Origin of the sequence: Agaricicola taiwanensis, assembly GCF_014635245.1 — a bacterium.
In the GTDB taxonomy this organism is placed as follows: Bacteria; Pseudomonadota; Alphaproteobacteria; order Rhizobiales; family Methylopilaceae; genus Agaricicola; species Agaricicola taiwanensis.
Map to the genome: position 1 here is coordinate 15,126 of NZ_BMCP01000002.1, position 16,094 is coordinate 31,219.

Sequence of the window (16,094 nt, forward strand, 5' to 3'; positions counted from 1 at the left end):
GCACCTCGTGCGGTTTTCGTGGCCCTTCTTGGGCGTTTCCTCCCTAGACTTGGGCCGCTGTCTCAGCGGCCTTATTTTTTACTCGGCGGCCGCCCGCTCGGGCAGAAGGTCGTCAAAGGGGAAGGTTATCAGCTCATCGATCATCTGCCCCAGATCCGCCGCCAGCCGGTCGAAGCCGTCGTTCCTGGTCAGGGTCGCCTCATCCATGTAGAGGCCGCGGTTGATCTCGATCTGGAGCGCGTGAAACCGCATGGCGGGGTTGCCGTAATGTTCGGTGATATAGCCGCCGGCATAGGGCCTGTTGTGCATGACCGCGTAGCCGAGCCGCGTCAGGGCCGCCGCCACGAAAGCGGTGAGCTCGGGCGCGCAGCTGGTCCCATAACGGTCTCCCAGCACGATATCGGCACGGAATTTCTCCGGTCGCCGCTGGCTGTTTGACGGCATCGAATGGCAGTCGATCAAAACCGCCGCCCCATGCGCCTGATGGATGTCGATCAACGCGTTGGTCAGCGCCTGATGATAGGGCTTGTAGAGGTTCTCGATACGCTCCAGCGCCGCGGCGACCGGCAGGCGCGACCGGTAGATTTCCTGGTTCTCGCCTACGAGACGCGCGATGGTGCCGAGGCCGCCGGCCACACGCAGCGACCTCGTATTGGCGTAAGGCGGCAGCCGTCCATCGAACATGCGCGGGTCGAGTTCGTAGGGCTCGCGGTTCACGTCGAGATAGGCGCGGGGGAAATGCGCGCGCATGAAGGATGCGCCCTTTTCCACAGCGCCCACGAAGAGCCCGTCCACGAAGGTGTCTTCCGAGCGCCGGAGCGTCAGCGGATCAAGCCGCGACGTGGCGAGGAAGCTCTTGGGGTAAATCGATCCGGAATGGGGCGAGTTGAACAGAACGGGTGCTCGCCTCGCCGCGGGCGTGAAGAGATCGAAGGGGGCTGGAAAGTCGTTGGTTTCTGTCATCAATCCGCGTAGAGCCAGTCCGACGGGCAATTTTTGTCCGCCAATCGTGCCAAGCCGGAATGACGCTGTCCATGACAGAATGTTCCATTCGCTGGAACAGAAACCGGCTGTTTACTAAATTCGGTCGAAATCGCACTGTCTGGCTGATGCCGCCGACGCCCCGTTTGATGCTGAGCCTCCATGAACAAGATTCTGCTTGCCGAAGACGACAACGATATGCGCCGCTTTCTCGTGCGTGCACTGGAAAACGCCGGATATCAGGTGATCTCCTATGATAATGGCCTCGAGGCCTATCATCGCCTGCGGGAAGAGCCCTTCGAACTGCTGCTGACCGATATCGTCATGCCGGAGATGGATGGCATCGAGCTGGCGCGCCGCGCGTCCGATATCGATCCCGATATCAAGATCATGTTCATCACAGGCTTTGCGGCCGTGGCGCTGAACCCCGATTCCCAGGCGCCGAAGGATGCCAAGATCCTGTCCAAGCCGTTTCATCTGAAGGACCTGGTCAATGAGGTTCAGAAGATGCTGACCGCAGCCTGATCCGCCCCTGAAAAATTTGGCGGAACAGCGCTTGTCAGGCGCTTGCGCACAGGCCTCCAAGCGGCTATATGGGCGCCTCCGCTTCCGGTTCCGGCCGGAAACCCAGAATTTCGAGCACTTCGGTGCTCACGGGCGCGTAGCTCAGCGGGAGAGCACTACGTTGACATCGTAGGGGTCACAGGTTCGATCCCTGTCGCGCCCACCATTCAAGATGAAGGCCGTCGCAGCCGGCGGACAAGGGAAGTCAGATGAAGATCCGTAACTCGCTCAAGTCGCTGCGCGACCGCCACCGCGACAACAAGATCATCCGTCGCAAGGGCCGCGTCTACATCATCAACAAGACGCAGAAGCGCTACAAGGCCCGCCAGGGCTGAGGCGGTCCCGCGCCAGCTCACAGCTTTATGCTTTGACGTCGCGTCCATCGCGCCATACTTTTCAAGGTATGGGTCGGTGGACGTTTTTTCGTGCCTGTTGCGCCGCGATGGTGGTGGCTTTCTTGAGCTTCGGTCCCGCCGCGGCGCAGGATGCTCCTGCGCAACCCGGACATCAATCGCGACTTGATCGGTTGTTCGACAGCCTCGCCGGCAGCGAAACGCCTGAAGAGGCCAAGCGCATCGAATCCAACATCGAGGCGATCTGGCTGCAGTCCGGCAGCCCGACGGCCGATCTGCTGACGCGCCGGGCGCTCGATGCGTTCCAGCGCGACGACCATTCCGCCGCCCTTACGCTTCTCACCGCAGCCATTGATGCCGCGCCCAAGCATGCCGAGGCCTACAACAAACGCGCCACGGTCTATCTCGTGGAAGGCCATGTCCAGCGCGGTCTGCTCGACATCCGTCAGGCGCTGCGGCTGGAACCGCGCCACTACGGCGCCTGGGTCAGTCTTGCCCGCATCATGGAACAGATGGGCGATGAAGCGACGGCGCTGGAAGCTTTCCGACGCGGCAAGGCTCTCAATCCCTATATCGATGAGATCGACGAGAACATCGAGCGTCTCGAGCTGATCGTGCGGGGACGGGAAATCTGATTCGCCTCATCCTTCTCGCTGTCCTGGTCCTTGTGGTCCTGTCCGTGGCCGGGCTCGCCCTCTTCACGGCGGTCCAAACGGCGCGGCTTGAGGAGCGTTATCCGCCGCGCGGTCAGTTCATCGGCGTCTTCGGCGGCCGGCTGCATTACGTGGAGCGGAGACCGGAGGGCGTTCCCAGCGGCGTCACCGTGGTCCTGCTGCATGGCGCCTCAGGCAATGCGCTGGAGATCGACCTTGGCCTCGGCGCGCCGCTCGCCGCCAGGGGACACAGGGTGATCGCCTTCGATCGCCCAGGCCATGGCTGGAGCGATCGGCCGAAGGGGGAGAAGGATGCCTCGCCGGCCATGCAGGCGGGCCTTATCGCACAGGGCATGGCCGGGCTCGGCATCGATCGTGCGGTGGTCGTGGGACACTCCCTGGCCGGAGCCGTAGCGGCAAATCTTGCGCTGGATCACACCGATCGCGTTTCGGGGCTGATGCTGCTGTCGGCGGCCACCCATCCCTGGGAGGGAGGTGTGGCCTGGCAGAACCACGTCGCGACCGCGCCGCTCCTGGGCGATGTCATGGTGCGCACCATCGTCATGCCGCTGGGGCTTGCCACCCTGGAGAAGGTGGCCGACCGCGTGTTCCTGCCGCATCAGCCCCCGAAGGACTATCTGCATCGCGCCGCAATCCCGCTGATCCTGCGGCCGGATGAATTTCAGGCCAATGCCGAGGATGTGAAAGGCCTGCTCGCCTTCGTGACACGCCAGGCCCCACGATATGGGGACATCCGGGTGCCCACCACCGTGATGACGGCTGACCGGGACACGATCGTCTATCCAGATACCCATTCGCGGCCGATCGTAAAGCAGATCGAAGGCTCCAAGCTCGTCATTCTGCCCGAGGCCGGCCATATGCCCCATCACACCGCGACGGATCGCGTGGTGGCGGAGATGGATGAGTTGATCGCGCGCGTCAGGCGCGGCGCGGCCCGCCCGTCATCATGACTGCTGCGGGCTCCGAACGGCTGCGCCAGCACCGGCGTTGCGGCGAGAGCCGCTATGAGGATCAGGACCAGAGGCTTCATGCCGCCGTCTCCATACTAGGTACCGAGCAATCTGCTCATGCCGCCCTTATCAATGCGGCACGTTGATGAAGGCGATGCGCATCATATTGGTGGAGCCGGGGGTGCCGAAGGGAAGGCCGGCGATGATCACGACCCGCTCGCCGATCTTGGCGAAGCCCTCCTGATGGGTGAGGTCGCAGGCGCGCCGTACCATGTCGTCCATATCGCGCACATCGTCGGTCAACACGCTGTGGAGGCCCCAGGGGAGGGCCATACGGCGGGCGGTGTTGATGTTGGGTGTCAGCACCACGATGGCGTTCCGCGGCCGTTCGCGCGAGGCGCGGATGGCGGTTGCGCCTGAAAAGGTCCAGCACACGATGGCGGCAAGGTCCAGTGTGTCCGTCATGGTGCGGGCGGCAAGGCTGATGGCGTCCTGGCCGGTGGCTTCCGCCACGCTGCGCTGGGCATGGATGATGGGCGGATAGAGATCATCCGTTTCCACCGCCTCGGCGATGCGGTTCATGGTGGAGACCGCCTCGACGGGGTATCGCCCTGCGGCGCTTTCCGCCGAGAGCATGACGGCGTCGGCACCTTCAAAGACGGCGGTTGCCACGTCGGAGACTTCGGCGCGCGTTGGCACCGGGCTTTCGATCATGGATTCCAGCATCTGCGTTGCCACGATCACGGGCTTGCCATAACGACGGGAGAGGCGGGTGATGCGCTTCTGGATGCCGGGCACCTGTTCCAGCGGCATTTCCACGCCGAGATCGCCACGCGCCACCATCAGGCCATCTGACAATTCCACGATCTCATGGAGGTGCTCCAGCGCCTGGGGTTTCTCGATCTTTGACATAATACCGGCGCGGCCGCGCACGATCTTCCTGAGTTCGGCCACATCCGCCGGCCGCTGGATGAAAGAGAGCGCGATCCAGTCGGCGCCGGCCTCGATGGCGGCATCGGCATCGGCGCGATCCTTTTCCGTCATGGCCGTCGTCGGGATCACGGTGTCGGGGAAGCTCATGCCCTTGCGGTTGGAGAGCGTGGTGCCGACCACCACCTCCACCAGCACCTTGCCGTCGCTCGCTTCGATCACCTTCAACTGCACCCTGCCATCATCGACCAGGATGCGCTGATCGGGCTTCAGGGCGGCCAGCACCTCCGGATGCGGCAGTTGAACCCGGGACTTGTCGCCGGGGGCGGGATCACCGTCGAGCGTCAGGCGGTCGCCCTTTTCGACGCTGATGGATTTTTCCGCGAAGAGGCCAAGCCGGAGTTTCGGGCCCTGGAGATCGGCCAGGATGCCGATGGGGCGACGCACGATCTTCTCCACCGCGCGGATGTCGGAAACGAGATTGTTCAACACCTCATGGCTCGAGTGGCTCATGTTGATGCGGAAGACATCCGCACCTGCCTCGAACAACCGCTGGATCATCGCGCGATCCGACGATGCAGGGCCAAGTGTCGCGACTATCTTGACCCGCCGTAACCGTCTCATGAATGCGCCTTGCTGTGGGAGGGAAGGAAACTTATTGCGTGGTAGGAGGATTCTGGCCGCTGGAGGCAGCGGCGTGACTGGCGGCATTGGTGGCGGTGAGCTGCACGGTCCATGTGCGGTTCTCGCCCGTGTCCACCTCGAAGAAGCCCTTGCGCTCGAAACCGCGCGCCAGGCAGTTGTCGATGCCCTTGATGGTGAACTCGCTGTCGCGAATGCACATGGGCACCGGGCCGTCCCAGGCTTCGTTCTGATTATCGTAGTCGATGGCGTGGATGTAGTAATAGCGGGCGATGAGGTCGCCCCGCATCAAGGTTTCGCAGCTGTTGGCGGGGATGTTCCACCAGCCCTCGGTCGCCCAGCCTTCGCCGTCCTTATAGCCGACGGAAACGCCGACGCGGCTCGACGTGGAGTTGCAGACCTGGAAGTCCGCCCGCGCGGCACCCGCCGCGGCAAGGAGCAGAAGAGTGCTTGTGAGGCCTGTCGTAACGAATTGTGTGACGATGCGGAGGTTCATGAGAGGGTCTTGAGTCTCGCAAATCACTGACGGCCAAGGTCTAGCTGGTGCCAGAGGGCCGGGTCAACGAGGATCACCCTCACGTCGATGACATTGGTCCGCGTGGGGCCGGTGCGGAGAAGATCTCCTGTTGTCTCGAAGAACCGGTGGCAGTGTTTTGCTACAGAAATGCGACGGCATCACGACCGTCCAGAAGAGATTTCTGCCCGATGCGCCGCCGCAGGGCTGCTGCCTCTGGAGTGCGGGCGATCCCCTGCTTATGTTTGCGTCCATGAACATGACAACCTCCCTGACCCATACCTCCCATGAGGTCATCAACGGCAATCAAGGCACCCCCTTTGTGCTGTTGTGCGACCATGCGTCCAATGCGGTGCCCGAGCCCTATGGGGACCTCGGTCTGCCGCGGGAGCAAATGGAGCGGCACATCGGCTATGATATCGGCGCGGCGAGGGTGACGCGGCAGCTTGCCGCCACGCTCGGGGCAGAGGCCCTGCTCACGCGCTTTTCCCGGCTGCTGATCGATCCCAACCGCGGTGAGATCGATCCCACCCTGGTGATGCGGCTGTCCGATGGAGCCATTATTCCGGGCAACGCACGGGCCGATGCGGACGAAGTGGAGAAGCGGCTGGATCTGTTTCACCGGCCCTATCATCAGGCCATCACGCGAACGCTGGACGAGCGGCAGGCGCGCGGGCAGGTGCCGCTGCTCGTCTCCATTCACAGTTTTACGCCATCCTGGCGGGGAGCGGTGCGGCCTTGGCATGCGGCGGTGCTGTGGGACAAGGATCCGCGCCTTGCGCTGCCGGTGCTGGAGGCGCTGCGCCAGGATGCCGGGCTGATCATCGGCAACAATGAGCCTTACGATGGCGCGCTTCCCGGCGACACCATGCACCGGCACGGCACCTCCCGCGGATTGCCGCATGTTCTGATCGAGGTGAGGCAGGATCTTATCGCCGATGACGCAGGCGCCGACGAATGGGCGGCGAGACTGGCCGATGTGCTGCGGCCTCTTGCGGATGATCCGGCGAACGGCCGGGTTGAATTCTATGGCTCACGTACCGACAGGCACGACGGAGGAATCGCGCCTGCGCTGAAAGCCGAGATCGAAGCGGCGGTGCTGGATCGTCTCATCACGCACCTGCGCGCGCGCACCGACGTGCAGAACATCGACCTGATGAATCTCGCCGGCTTCTGCCGCAACTGCCTTTCGAACTGGATGCTGGAGGCGGCCAGGCTGCATCATCTGCCCATGACCAAGGATGAGGCGCGTGAAGCGGTCTATGGCATGCCCTACGAGCGCTGGAAGGAGCTTTATCAGCGAGAGGCCAGCCCTCAGGCAAGGGCCACCTTCGAAGGATCAGGTGGACGGCATGTGGATGACGGCAACTCCGCTTGACGCCTCGGACTTATTGGTTGAGACCCTCGGCATCAGTTTCTCACATTGAAGCCAGCCGGAGTTTTTCATGATCAATCCCGACGAGATCGCCAAGGATCAGCTACGGTCCATCATTGAGCGCATCGAGCGGCTCGAAGAGGAGAAGAAAGCCCTCTCCGAAGACATCAAGGAAGTTTATGCCGAGGCCAAGGGCAACGGCTATGACACGAAGGTCCTGCGCAAGGTCGTGTCGATCCGCAAGCAGGATCGCGATGAGCGGCAAGAGCAGGAGGCGATCCTCGACCTTTACCTGCAGGCTCTGGGTATCAACTGAGCGGGGCGGGTTCCCGGAGGTCTCGCCCTGTGAGGCCTTCAGGAACTGAGGTCAGCGTTGGCCATTAGGCGGAAGGGGCGGTAACCGCCCCTTTTTTCATGCCCGGCTGAGCAATGTCAGCCGCCGCGGCGGGCCAGCGATTGGTTGGCCTGAGCCAGATCAAGCCGCACGGTGCGGATGAGCGCGACAGCCCGGCCCTGGAACATGTCGCTGCGCAGTCCGCCAGTCGGGTTGCCGCCGAAGGATTGGCCCAGTGACTTCGATGGTTTGTGCATCAGCGCGGCCAGCGCGTTCTGATCGGGATGGGAGAGGTGACTGTTCTCGCCGCTGCGCGTGATGCGATCCGGCGTGACGGCGGTGCGGATCGTGGAGGCGTCAAGCTTGACGGTGACAAGCTCCGGCCTCGGCTCTTCCGCGATCGCGGCGCGCAGCAGCGCGCCACTGTGTGGTGAGACGGTTGCGGTGCGCGCCACGTCTTGCACCGGAAGGGCTTTCGGCAGCATCGCGGCCTGCACCGGCGCCCGCAGCGGTAGCGGTACCGGATCGGGCTCGGCGGCGAAAGCGGTGACCATGGAGGGCTCGCTCTCCTGAGCCGCAGCTACTATGTGCGACGCCGGGCGCGGCAGCGGTAAGGCCGGTGCCGCGGCAGTTGGGGCGGCTGCCGGTTGCTGGCCTTCGGCGCCGGTCTGCCAGACCATGCGCGGCCCGCCAGCAAGAGATGCCATCTGGACCTGCGCATTGGCGGCGACGCCGCTCGGACGAGGCATGGGCATGGCGGGAGCCGCGGCAAGCACAGGGGCCGCTGGCTGAGGCGCCGCAACCGGTGCCGCCGGAGCCGGGGCAGGCGCTGCGCGCTGAGCGGCGGCCACCTGGACCGGTGCGGCCGCTGTGGTCTCTTCTTCTTCATCCCCACCGAAAAGGCGGGCGAAGAGGCCGCCACTGGACGAGGTTTCCGGCGCGACTGAACCACCGCGCTTTAGATCGGCCATGGCCAGGGCGTAGCCGGGCATCGGCTTGCCGTCAGACGGTACGTGGATCGTGCGGCCATCCGGGAACACACGGGCGAGCTGCGAGCGCGTCATGCGCGGCCAGTGCCGCACGCTGCCGGTGTCCATATGGATGAAGTAGGAGTTGCCACCGGGATAATAGCCGACGCCGCCACGCTGGAGACGAAGCCCGATGGCCCGCACCGTATCGGCGCCAACGCCGGGGATACGGAAGTCCATGGCCCGTCCGTGCGTATGCTGACTGTTCTTTGCCACGCCTTTGGAACGCGACCGCAGCATGGCGTTGGTCTTCGGGGAGCGATAGGCGGAAACGATCTGGATCGGCTGGCGGGCGTTGGCCTCGCGATAGACCTCCCACACGAGGTCGAACAGGCGCGGATCCATCTTGATGACGTCGTCGTTGCGCCAGTCTCGCAGGAAGTAATTGAGCTTCTTCAAGGCGTCGCTGTCGTAGCGTCCGTTCTTCTTGAAGGTGATGTTGATGCTTTCGCGGGTGTGAGTGTGAAAGAGGCTGATGGTCCGGGTGTCGCCGTTGGCGATGACACCTTGCAATCCCTGGACCCCGAAAAGCACCCCGCCGGATGCCAGCACTGCCGTCAAAAGCCCTTTGAGGCTTTTGCGCTTAAGCTTTGTCAGCGACATCAATTTCACTGGGCAATCCGATCCGAAAGACGCGCAATCTCTACAAGAGCGGCCGCAGAAAGCGGCAGCTTTGGCGAATGAAGTCTTTCCGAGATTGGTAAATAGCCGGTTGACACCGACCAAGAACCCCCGCCCGGAATGCCCCGGTTACGGTCGGATGATGGCGAAAACAAGCCCTCAACGGTGATCAGGCTGAAGATTCTGCTGCCTTAAAGGGCGGATTTTAGTGGCCCGCAAGGCCTAGAGCTGCCCGCATCCTGCTGTCGTGTCCGTAGATATCCTTGTGCGTTTTCAAGGTATTACCGTCATCTACGAAGGCGGTGAAATAGGCAAGATGCACCGGAACCGGGGTCTTCAGGTTGATGCGTCGTTCAGAGCCGCCAATAAGGCGCTTCACTTTTTCCTTCGACCATCCATTTTCGACGCCGAGCAGCACTTCGGCCAGCGCGAAAGGATCTTCGACCCGCACGCAGCCGTGGCTGAAGGCCCGCGAAGAGCGGCCGAACAGGCTACGGCTTGGCGTGTCGTGCAGATAGACCGCATGCTCATTGGGGAACATGAACTTGATGTTGCCCAGCGCGTTGCGCTCGCCCGGTGGCTGGCGGAAGTACAGCCCCTTCAGGCTGACGTTGTTCCAGTCGATGGCTGTTGAATCCAGCACCCGGCGGCGATTGCCCCGCACATGCACCACCTCGATCCCCTGACGGGCGAGGTAGGTCGGGTCCTGCTGCAGACGCGGGAGCATTTCCTTGGAGGCAATGGAGTAGGGGACGTTCCAGTAGGGATTGACGATCAGAAACTGGATGGCGTCGGAAAACACAGGCGTCTGGTTGGCCGGTGTCCCCACCACGACGCGCGTGTCGTGGATGGCCGAGCCGTCTTCCATCACCCAGGCGTGGAACTCCGGGATATTCACGAAGACATGCCGCCGCCCAAGATCCCGGGGCAGCCAGCGCCAGCGCTCCATATTGACCAGGATGTCGGCCACGGGATCAGCTGATATTTCCTCGTTCAGCGCGGTGATGGTGAGATTGCCGACCACCGCCTCGTCGTTGAGGCCTTTGGAGCGCTGGAACTCCCTCACGGCGTCGGCCAGCGCCGAGTCGTAGGTCGTGTCCTGGGCGGTGGGCAGGCCGAGACGGGCGCGCAGCACGGGCACGCGCGGATCCTGCATGCCGGGGCGGATCAGCTTGCCTTTCTCCACCACCGGCAGTGTCTCATGCGTTTTCGCGGTCCGGCGCAGCTCGGCGAGCTTGACGCGCAGCTTGCGGAAACCGTCATGGGATGGATTGAAGCTGTCGAGCACGCCTGCGACGTCGCGTGCGCCGGAGACCTTGTCCAGAACCTCGCCTGCGTCCGGCTTCTCCGGCTTTGCGGTCAGCAGAGGCGATATGGAGCGGGGCTCGATACGGCCTCCCTCCGCTTCGGTCGCATAGGCGACGACGGCGGCGGAGAGTTCGATGTCCGCGAGGGCAAGCGTATCGGCATCTTTCGACGGGGGAGCGGGAAGCTTGTACGCCGCCGGGTCGAGACCGTCGTCAGCAGCCTTGGCGATACGGTCGAAGGCTGCCGTGGCATTGTCGCTCCAGGCGCCGTTCTCGCTCCACAGCGGGCGGTACTGGCGGGCAGCATAGAAGGCGGTGATCGCCTCCAGCCGGCCGGCCTCCATGGCGGGCGCCGTGCCGGCGAGGAAGATCGATTCGATGCGGCTTCGGGTCTTCTCGTCGGCAATTTCGGCGGAGATATCCGGTGCCTGCCAATCAAGCGGCATGGGCGCGGGGGGCTCCGCCATGGCCGGAGCCGGCGCGTGCGGTATGGCCGGCGCGGCCCAGTCCAAGGGTATCTCTGATTCAAGCGGCGCGCGAGGCAGTTCTGCCCGGCCTTCGGCCAAGGAGATGCCCGGTAACAGCAAGGTCAGCGCGATCGCCGAGCCACCAGATTTCCAGCCCTTACGCATGATTCCCCACTGTCACATGCACCCCGTGGATACGCTTCTATGCTTCCGGCCGCGGCGCGCAAGATGCAAAAAGGGTCAGCCCGCCGCGCGCTCGCCCGTCGTGGTATCCGGACCACATTCGGCATCCAGCCCGAGTTCCTTCATGCGCCGGTAAAGGGTGGAACGGCCGATGCCGAGCCGGCGGGCCACATCGGTGATGCGCCCGGAATAGCGGTCGAGGGCGTGGCGGATCGCCTCCTCCTCGATGACGCCCAGGGGGCGGGCATGACCATCGTCGCCAATGAGCCGGGCAAGGTGTGGATAGTTGCGCTCCTCCATGGCCCGAACGCCGCCGGCGGACGGCTGAGCGGGAGCAGAGGACGGCTGGCTGAGAGCGGGCAGCTGCGGGAAGTCGTCGGCGCTCAACTCATCACTTTCCGCCAGCACCACGGCCCGGAACACCGCATTTTCGAGTTGCCGCACGTTGCCGGGCCAGTCGCAGGCCTCCAGCTTGGCGAGTGCCGCCGGTGAAATGCCTTTGATGCGGCGGCCTTCTTCCGCCGCGAAGCGGGCGGCGAAACGGCGGGCAAGGCTCGCGATGTCCGCCCGGCGCTCGCGCAGCGGCGGCAGCATGATCGGGAACACGCTGAGCCGGTAATAAAGATCCTCGCGGAAGCGGCCCTCGCGCACGAGGTCGATCAGATTGCGGTTGGTGGCGGAGATGATGCGGACGTCGACACGCACGGGGCGCTTGCCGCCCACGGGGTCGATCTCGCCCTCCTGGATGACGCGCAGCAGTTTCACCTGCGCCTCGAGCGGCAGCTCTCCCACCTCATCGAGAAGGAGCGTGCCACCGTGGGCATCCTGGAACTTGCCGATGTGCTTTTCGGTGGCGCCGGTGAAGGCCCCCTTTTCGTGGCCGAAGAGAATGCTTTCAACGAGATGGCCGGGGATGGCGCCGCAGTTGACGGCGACGAAAGGCTTTCCGGCGCGGTCGCCGGATCCCGCCACGGCGCGGGCGAGCACTTCCTTGCCAACCCCCGATTCGCCCTCGATGAGCACGGGGATCGATGAGGCCGCAGCGCGCCGGGCCAGTCCCACCGCGCGCTCCATGGAGGCGCTCTTGGTGGCGAGATCGTCGATGGTCATCCTGCCCAAGGTGCGACGGCTGAGACGGCGGATTTCGCCTTCAAGCGCACTGGTCTGCAGAGCGTTGCGCAGTGACACCTGCAAGCGCTCGGGCGCCACCGGCTTGACCACGAAGTCCACGGCACCGGCGCGCATGGCGGCCACGACGGCATCGATGGAGCCGTTGGCCGTCTGCACGATCACGGGCACATTGACCTTCTTCTCGGCGAGCTTTTCGAGCACGCCCATGCCGTCGAGCTCGGGCATGACGAGATCAAGCACCACAGCGTCGATGCGGCCGCCGTCAGGGCCCGTGAGACGCTCCACCGCCTCGTTCCCGTTTTCCGCGAGCTCCGGCGTGCCGCCCTGACGGCGGATCATGGCCTCCAGGAGCCGACGCTGAACGGGATCGTCTTCGACGATGAGGATGGTGGCGTTCATGAGACCTGCGCAGTTTCTTATATGGGTTGGCAGCGATGCTCGCCTGTCGAGGTAAACGAGCGTTTAAGCCGGCGCCGGAAAGTCTTCCCCCGGATGGCACCTTTTCGGAAAATTCAACGAAAAATGTCTGTTTCAAGTTGGAGCAGTCAGGAACGGTTGAACCTTTTTGCAAAGCGCCGATATGTTCCTCGTTGCCCGCCATGGATGCTTTCATCAGGAGAATGCCTTGACCACGACGACCGCTGTCCGCCCGCAAGCCGTTGATCTCGGAGCCCTGCCGGAGTGGGATCTGACCCACCTCTATCCCGCGATCGATTCTTCCGAGGTGGCGCGCGATCTGGAAAAGGCGCAGGCCGACTCAGCCGCCTTTGCCAAGGCCTATGAAGGCAAGGTGACCGACCTCGCCCAGGACGGCGCGAAGCTGTTCGAGGCGATCCAGGCCTATGAGGCGCTCGATGATCTCATGACCCGCCTCGGCTCCTATGCCGGCCTGATCTATGCCAGCGACACCAGCAACCCGCGCTATGCCAAGTTCTATGGCGACGTGCAGGACAAGCTGACCGCGGCCTCTGCCCTGGTCCTGTTCTTCCAGCTGGAGATCAACCGGGTGGACGATGGGGTGATCGAAAGCGCGCTGCAGCATGAGGGCCTGTCGCGCTATCGGCCCTGGTTCGACGATGTGCGCAAGGAAAAGCCCTATCAGCTCGAGGACAGGATCGAGAAGCTGTTCCACGAAAAGTCGTCCACGGGACGCGGCGCCTGGAACCGGCTGTTCGACGAGACCATGTCGAGCCTGCGCTTCAACGTCGATGGCGAGGAACTTTCCATCGAACAGGCGCTGAACCTGATGGTGGATACCGATGGCGCGGTGCGCCGCAAGGCGGCGGAGGCGCTGGCCAAGACGTTCAAGGAGAACCTCCGCGTCTTCACGCTCATCACCAACGTGCTGGCGAAGGACAAGGATATCTCCGATCGCTGGCGCGGCTTCGAGGACGTGGCGGATGCGCGCCATCTTTCCAATCGGGTGGAGCGGGAAGTTGTGGACGCGCTGGTCTCCGCCGTGCGCGAAGCCTATCCGCGCCTCTCGCATCGCTATTACAGGCTGAAGGCCAAATGGTTTGGCAAGGATGCGCTCGACTACTGGGATCGCAACGCGCCTTTGCCCAAGGTGCCGACGCGCAACATCAAATGGGATGATGCGCGGAATACGGTTCTATCGGCCTATGCCGGCTTTTCGCCTGAGATGGCGAAGATCGCGCAGCGCTTCTTCGATGAGAAGTGGATCGATGCACCGGTGCGGCCGGGGAAATCGCCCGGCGCCTTTGCCCATCCGACCACGCCTTCGGCCCACCCCTATGTGCTGCTCAACTATCTCGGCAAGCCGCGTGATGTGATGACGCTGGCCCATGAGCTGGGCCACGGCGTGCATCAGGTGCTTGCCGGGCCGCAGGGCCCTCTGATGGCGCCGACGCCGCTGACGCTCGCCGAGACCGCTTCGGTGTTCGGCGAAATGCTGACCTTCCGGTCGATCCTGCAGAACACCACCGATCCCGAGCAGAAGAAGGCGCTGCTCGCCTCCAAGGTGGAGGACATGATCAACACGGTGGTGCGCCAGATCGCCTTCTACACCTTCGAGCGCAAGATTCATCTGGAGCGCAAGAACGGTGAACTCACAGCCGAGCAGCTTGGCGAGATCTGGATGGAGGTGCAGCGCGAGAGCCTGGGCTCCGCCATCACCCTCCATGAGGGTTATGAGAATTTCTGGACCTATATCCCGCACTTCATCCACTCGCCGTTCTACGTCTACGCTTACGCCTTCGGCGACTGTCTGGTGAACTCGCTCTATGCCGTTTACGAGAAGGCGGAGACGGGCTTCCAGGAGAAGTACTTCGAGCTTCTGAAGGCCGGTGGCACCAAGCATCATTCCGAGCTGCTGGCCCCCTTCGGGCTCGACGCGCGCGATCCGGCCTTCTGGCAGACCGGTCTCAATCTCATCGACCGCATGATCACGGAGCTGGAAGAGCTGGAAGAAGCTTGACCGCTACTGCAACCTTTCCACATCGGGAGCGTTTGACTTTTCCAATGCTCCCGGTGGCCTGATGCTTTCCCCCGAACCGATCTCCAATCAAAAGGCGGACACGCGCCGCCTGCTCAAGCCCGGCGAGACCTGCTGGCGGATCGACCGGGCGGATCGGGTTAGGCTGATCGTCGATGCGGCGGATTATTTCCGTGCCGCCAAGGCTTCCATGCTGGCCGCCCGGCACTCGATCTATCTGATCGGCTGGGACTTCGACACGCGGATCCGGCTCGAACCTCAGGGCAAGACGCTCGATGGTCCCAACAAGCTCGGACGTTTCCTCATCTGGCTGTCCAAGACGCGGCCCGAACTCCACATCTACATGCTGAAGTGGGATCTCGGCCTGATCCAGTTCCTCTGGCGCGGCTCGACGCCCCTGATGCTGATGGACTGGATGACGGACAACCGTGTGCGCTTCCGCTTGGACAAGAAGCACCCGGTTGCAGCCGCCCACCATCAGAAACTGATCGTGGTAGACGATGCGATCGCCTTCTGCGGCGGCATCGACATGACCTCGTCTCGGTGGGACACGCGCGAGCATAAGGACAAGCAGCCCTGCCGCCGCAGGCCCTGGGGTGGCTCTTACGGCCCCTGGCATGATGCTGCCACCATGGTTGACGGCAAGGCGGCGAAGGCGTTGGGCGATCTGGCTCGCCGCCGCTGGCACCACGCCACCGGCGAGGAACTGCCGGAAGCGCCCGGTGGCGGTGAGGCTTGGCCGGACGAATTTGAACCGGTGCTGACCGATGTGGACGTCGCGATCGCGCGGACGGTTCCAGAAATGCCGGATTCTCAGGAAGCGCGGGAGGTGGAGGCGCTCTACGTGGCCGGCATCCTGGCGGCAGAGCGAACCATCTATCTGGAGAGCCAGTATTTCGCCTCTCGCAAGGTTGCCATGGCGCTGGCCAGACGCCTACGCGAACCTGACGGGCCCGAGGTCGTTGTGGTGAACCCGAAGAAGGCGGATGGCTGGCTTGAAGAAGTCACCATGGATTCCGCCCGTGCGAAGTTGGTCACCTATGTTCGCAACAACGATCTCCACGATCGCTTCCGCCTTTATTATCCGGTGACGGAGGAGGGGAGACCCATCTACGTCCACGCCAAGATCATGGTCATTGACGACCGCCTGCTGCGGGTCGGCTCCTCCAATCTCAACAACCGTTCCATGGGTTTCGACAGCGAATGCGACCTCGCCATGGAAGCGGTGGAGGGGGATTCTGATGAAACGCGTCTGCGCAAGGCATTCCATGCGATCCGGGACGATCTCTTGGCGGAGCATCTCGGCCTTCCATCCGCAAAGGTTGCGGAGCATGCCTGCGCGACCGGATCCCTGATCAGGACGATTGAGGAACTGCGCGGGCCCGGCCGCTCGCTGAGGCCGCTGGAGCCGGAGCCGGTGGATGCCATCGGAGACGTTCTGTCGGAAACCGAACTGGTGGACCCCGAACGTCCTCCCAAGATGTGGCGACGCCTGTTCCGGCGCCGGCCGATCGCCTGACGCCGGTGGCCTTTCAACCGGAGCTCGCACGGCCCATATGTCAGAGATCTCCGCGACAAAGGTGTT

General features: G+C 63.5%; 14 protein-coding genes and 1 tRNA gene. 9 read left to right on the plus strand and 6 right to left on the minus strand.

The genetic code is table 11. The annotated features are described in order from the left end of the window. Window positions 1-78: 78 nt before the first annotated feature. Window positions 79-963, minus strand: coding sequence for an N-formylglutamate amidohydrolase (locus IEV58_RS07450; protein ID WP_188409131.1), 885 nt, complete (start codon window positions 961-963; stop codon window positions 79-81). A 180-nt stretch (window positions 964-1,143) separates the two neighbouring features. Between IEV58_RS07450 and cpdR the strand changes: the two genes are divergently transcribed. From cpdR to IEV58_RS07475, 5 genes are all read left to right on the plus strand, one after another. Further along, window positions 1,144-1,506 (plus strand): cell cycle two-component system response regulator CpdR, encoded by a 363-nt coding sequence (gene cpdR / locus IEV58_RS07455; protein WP_188409132.1) that lies wholly within the window; start codon window positions 1,144-1,146, stop codon window positions 1,504-1,506. A 130-nt stretch (window positions 1,507-1,636) separates the two neighbouring features. Beyond that, a tRNA-Val gene (locus IEV58_RS07460) sits at window positions 1,637-1,711 on the plus strand. Window positions 1,712-1,754: 43 nt separating this feature from the next. Next, on the plus strand, window positions 1,755-1,880 hold the full coding sequence (gene ykgO / locus IEV58_RS07465) for a type B 50S ribosomal protein L36 (protein ID WP_188409133.1): 126 nt from the start codon (window positions 1,755-1,757) through the stop codon (window positions 1,878-1,880). Window positions 1,881-2,002: 122 nt separating this feature from the next. Beyond that, window positions 2,003-2,533 carry a tetratricopeptide repeat protein gene (locus IEV58_RS07470; protein ID WP_188409134.1) on the plus strand — a complete coding sequence of 177 codons (531 nt, stop codon included), beginning with the start codon at window positions 2,003-2,005 and terminating at the stop codon, window positions 2,531-2,533. 44 nt (window positions 2,534-2,577) lie between these two features. Beyond that, complete coding sequence (locus IEV58_RS07475; protein WP_229729265.1) at window positions 2,578-3,522, plus strand: alpha/beta fold hydrolase; 945 nt, start codon at window positions 2,578-2,580, stop codon at window positions 3,520-3,522. A 129-nt stretch (window positions 3,523-3,651) separates the two neighbouring features. On the opposite strand, the gene pyk is transcribed toward IEV58_RS07475, so the two are convergent. Both pyk and IEV58_RS07490 read right to left on the minus strand, forming a co-directional pair. Next, window positions 3,652-5,076, minus strand: coding sequence for a pyruvate kinase (pyk, locus tag IEV58_RS07485; protein WP_188409136.1), 1,425 nt, complete (start codon window positions 5,074-5,076; stop codon window positions 3,652-3,654). Between the two features lie 31 nt (window positions 5,077-5,107). Then, window positions 5,108-5,590 (minus strand): DUF1036 domain-containing protein, encoded by a 483-nt coding sequence (locus IEV58_RS07490; RefSeq protein ID WP_188409137.1) that lies wholly within the window; start codon window positions 5,588-5,590, stop codon window positions 5,108-5,110. 271 nt (window positions 5,591-5,861) lie between these two features. On the opposite strand from IEV58_RS07490, the gene IEV58_RS18370 reads away from it, so the two are divergent. Beyond that, window positions 5,862-6,986 (plus strand): DUF1244 domain-containing protein, encoded by a 1,125-nt coding sequence (locus IEV58_RS18370; RefSeq protein ID WP_188409138.1) that lies wholly within the window; start codon window positions 5,862-5,864, stop codon window positions 6,984-6,986. A 67-nt stretch (window positions 6,987-7,053) separates the two neighbouring features. Further along, entirely contained in the window at window positions 7,054-7,299 is a 246-nt protein-coding gene (locus IEV58_RS07500; protein ID WP_188409139.1) for a DUF2312 domain-containing protein, read from the plus strand. A gap of 116 nt (window positions 7,300-7,415) precedes the next feature. Here the strand turns inward: IEV58_RS07500 and mepK are convergent, their stop codons facing one another. The 3 genes from mepK to IEV58_RS07515 all read right to left on the minus strand — a co-directional run bounded on the left by mepK (window position 7,416) and on the right by IEV58_RS07515 (window position 12,453). Further along, entirely contained in the window at window positions 7,416-8,948 is a 1,533-nt protein-coding gene (mepK, locus tag IEV58_RS07505; RefSeq protein ID WP_188409140.1) for a peptidoglycan L,D-endopeptidase MepK, read from the minus strand. 223 nt (window positions 8,949-9,171) lie between these two features. Continuing rightward, complete coding sequence (locus IEV58_RS07510; protein WP_188409141.1) at window positions 9,172-10,905, minus strand: L,D-transpeptidase family protein; 1,734 nt, start codon at window positions 10,903-10,905, stop codon at window positions 9,172-9,174. Window positions 10,906-10,980: 75 nt separating this feature from the next. Beyond that, entirely contained in the window at window positions 10,981-12,453 is a 1,473-nt protein-coding gene (locus IEV58_RS07515) for a sigma-54-dependent transcriptional regulator (RefSeq protein ID WP_188409142.1), read from the minus strand. Window positions 12,454-12,679: 226 nt separating this feature from the next. On the opposite strand from IEV58_RS07515, the gene IEV58_RS07520 reads away from it, so the two are divergent. Beyond that, window positions 12,680-14,491: a M3 family oligoendopeptidase gene (locus IEV58_RS07520; RefSeq protein ID WP_229729266.1), complete on the plus strand. Its 1,812-nt coding sequence runs from the start codon at window positions 12,680-12,682 to the stop codon at window positions 14,489-14,491. A 61-nt stretch (window positions 14,492-14,552) separates the two neighbouring features. Next, window positions 14,553-16,028 (plus strand): phospholipase D-like domain-containing protein, encoded by a 1,476-nt coding sequence (locus tag IEV58_RS07525; protein ID WP_188409144.1) that lies wholly within the window; start codon window positions 14,553-14,555, stop codon window positions 16,026-16,028. Window positions 16,029-16,094 lie beyond the last annotated feature (66 nt).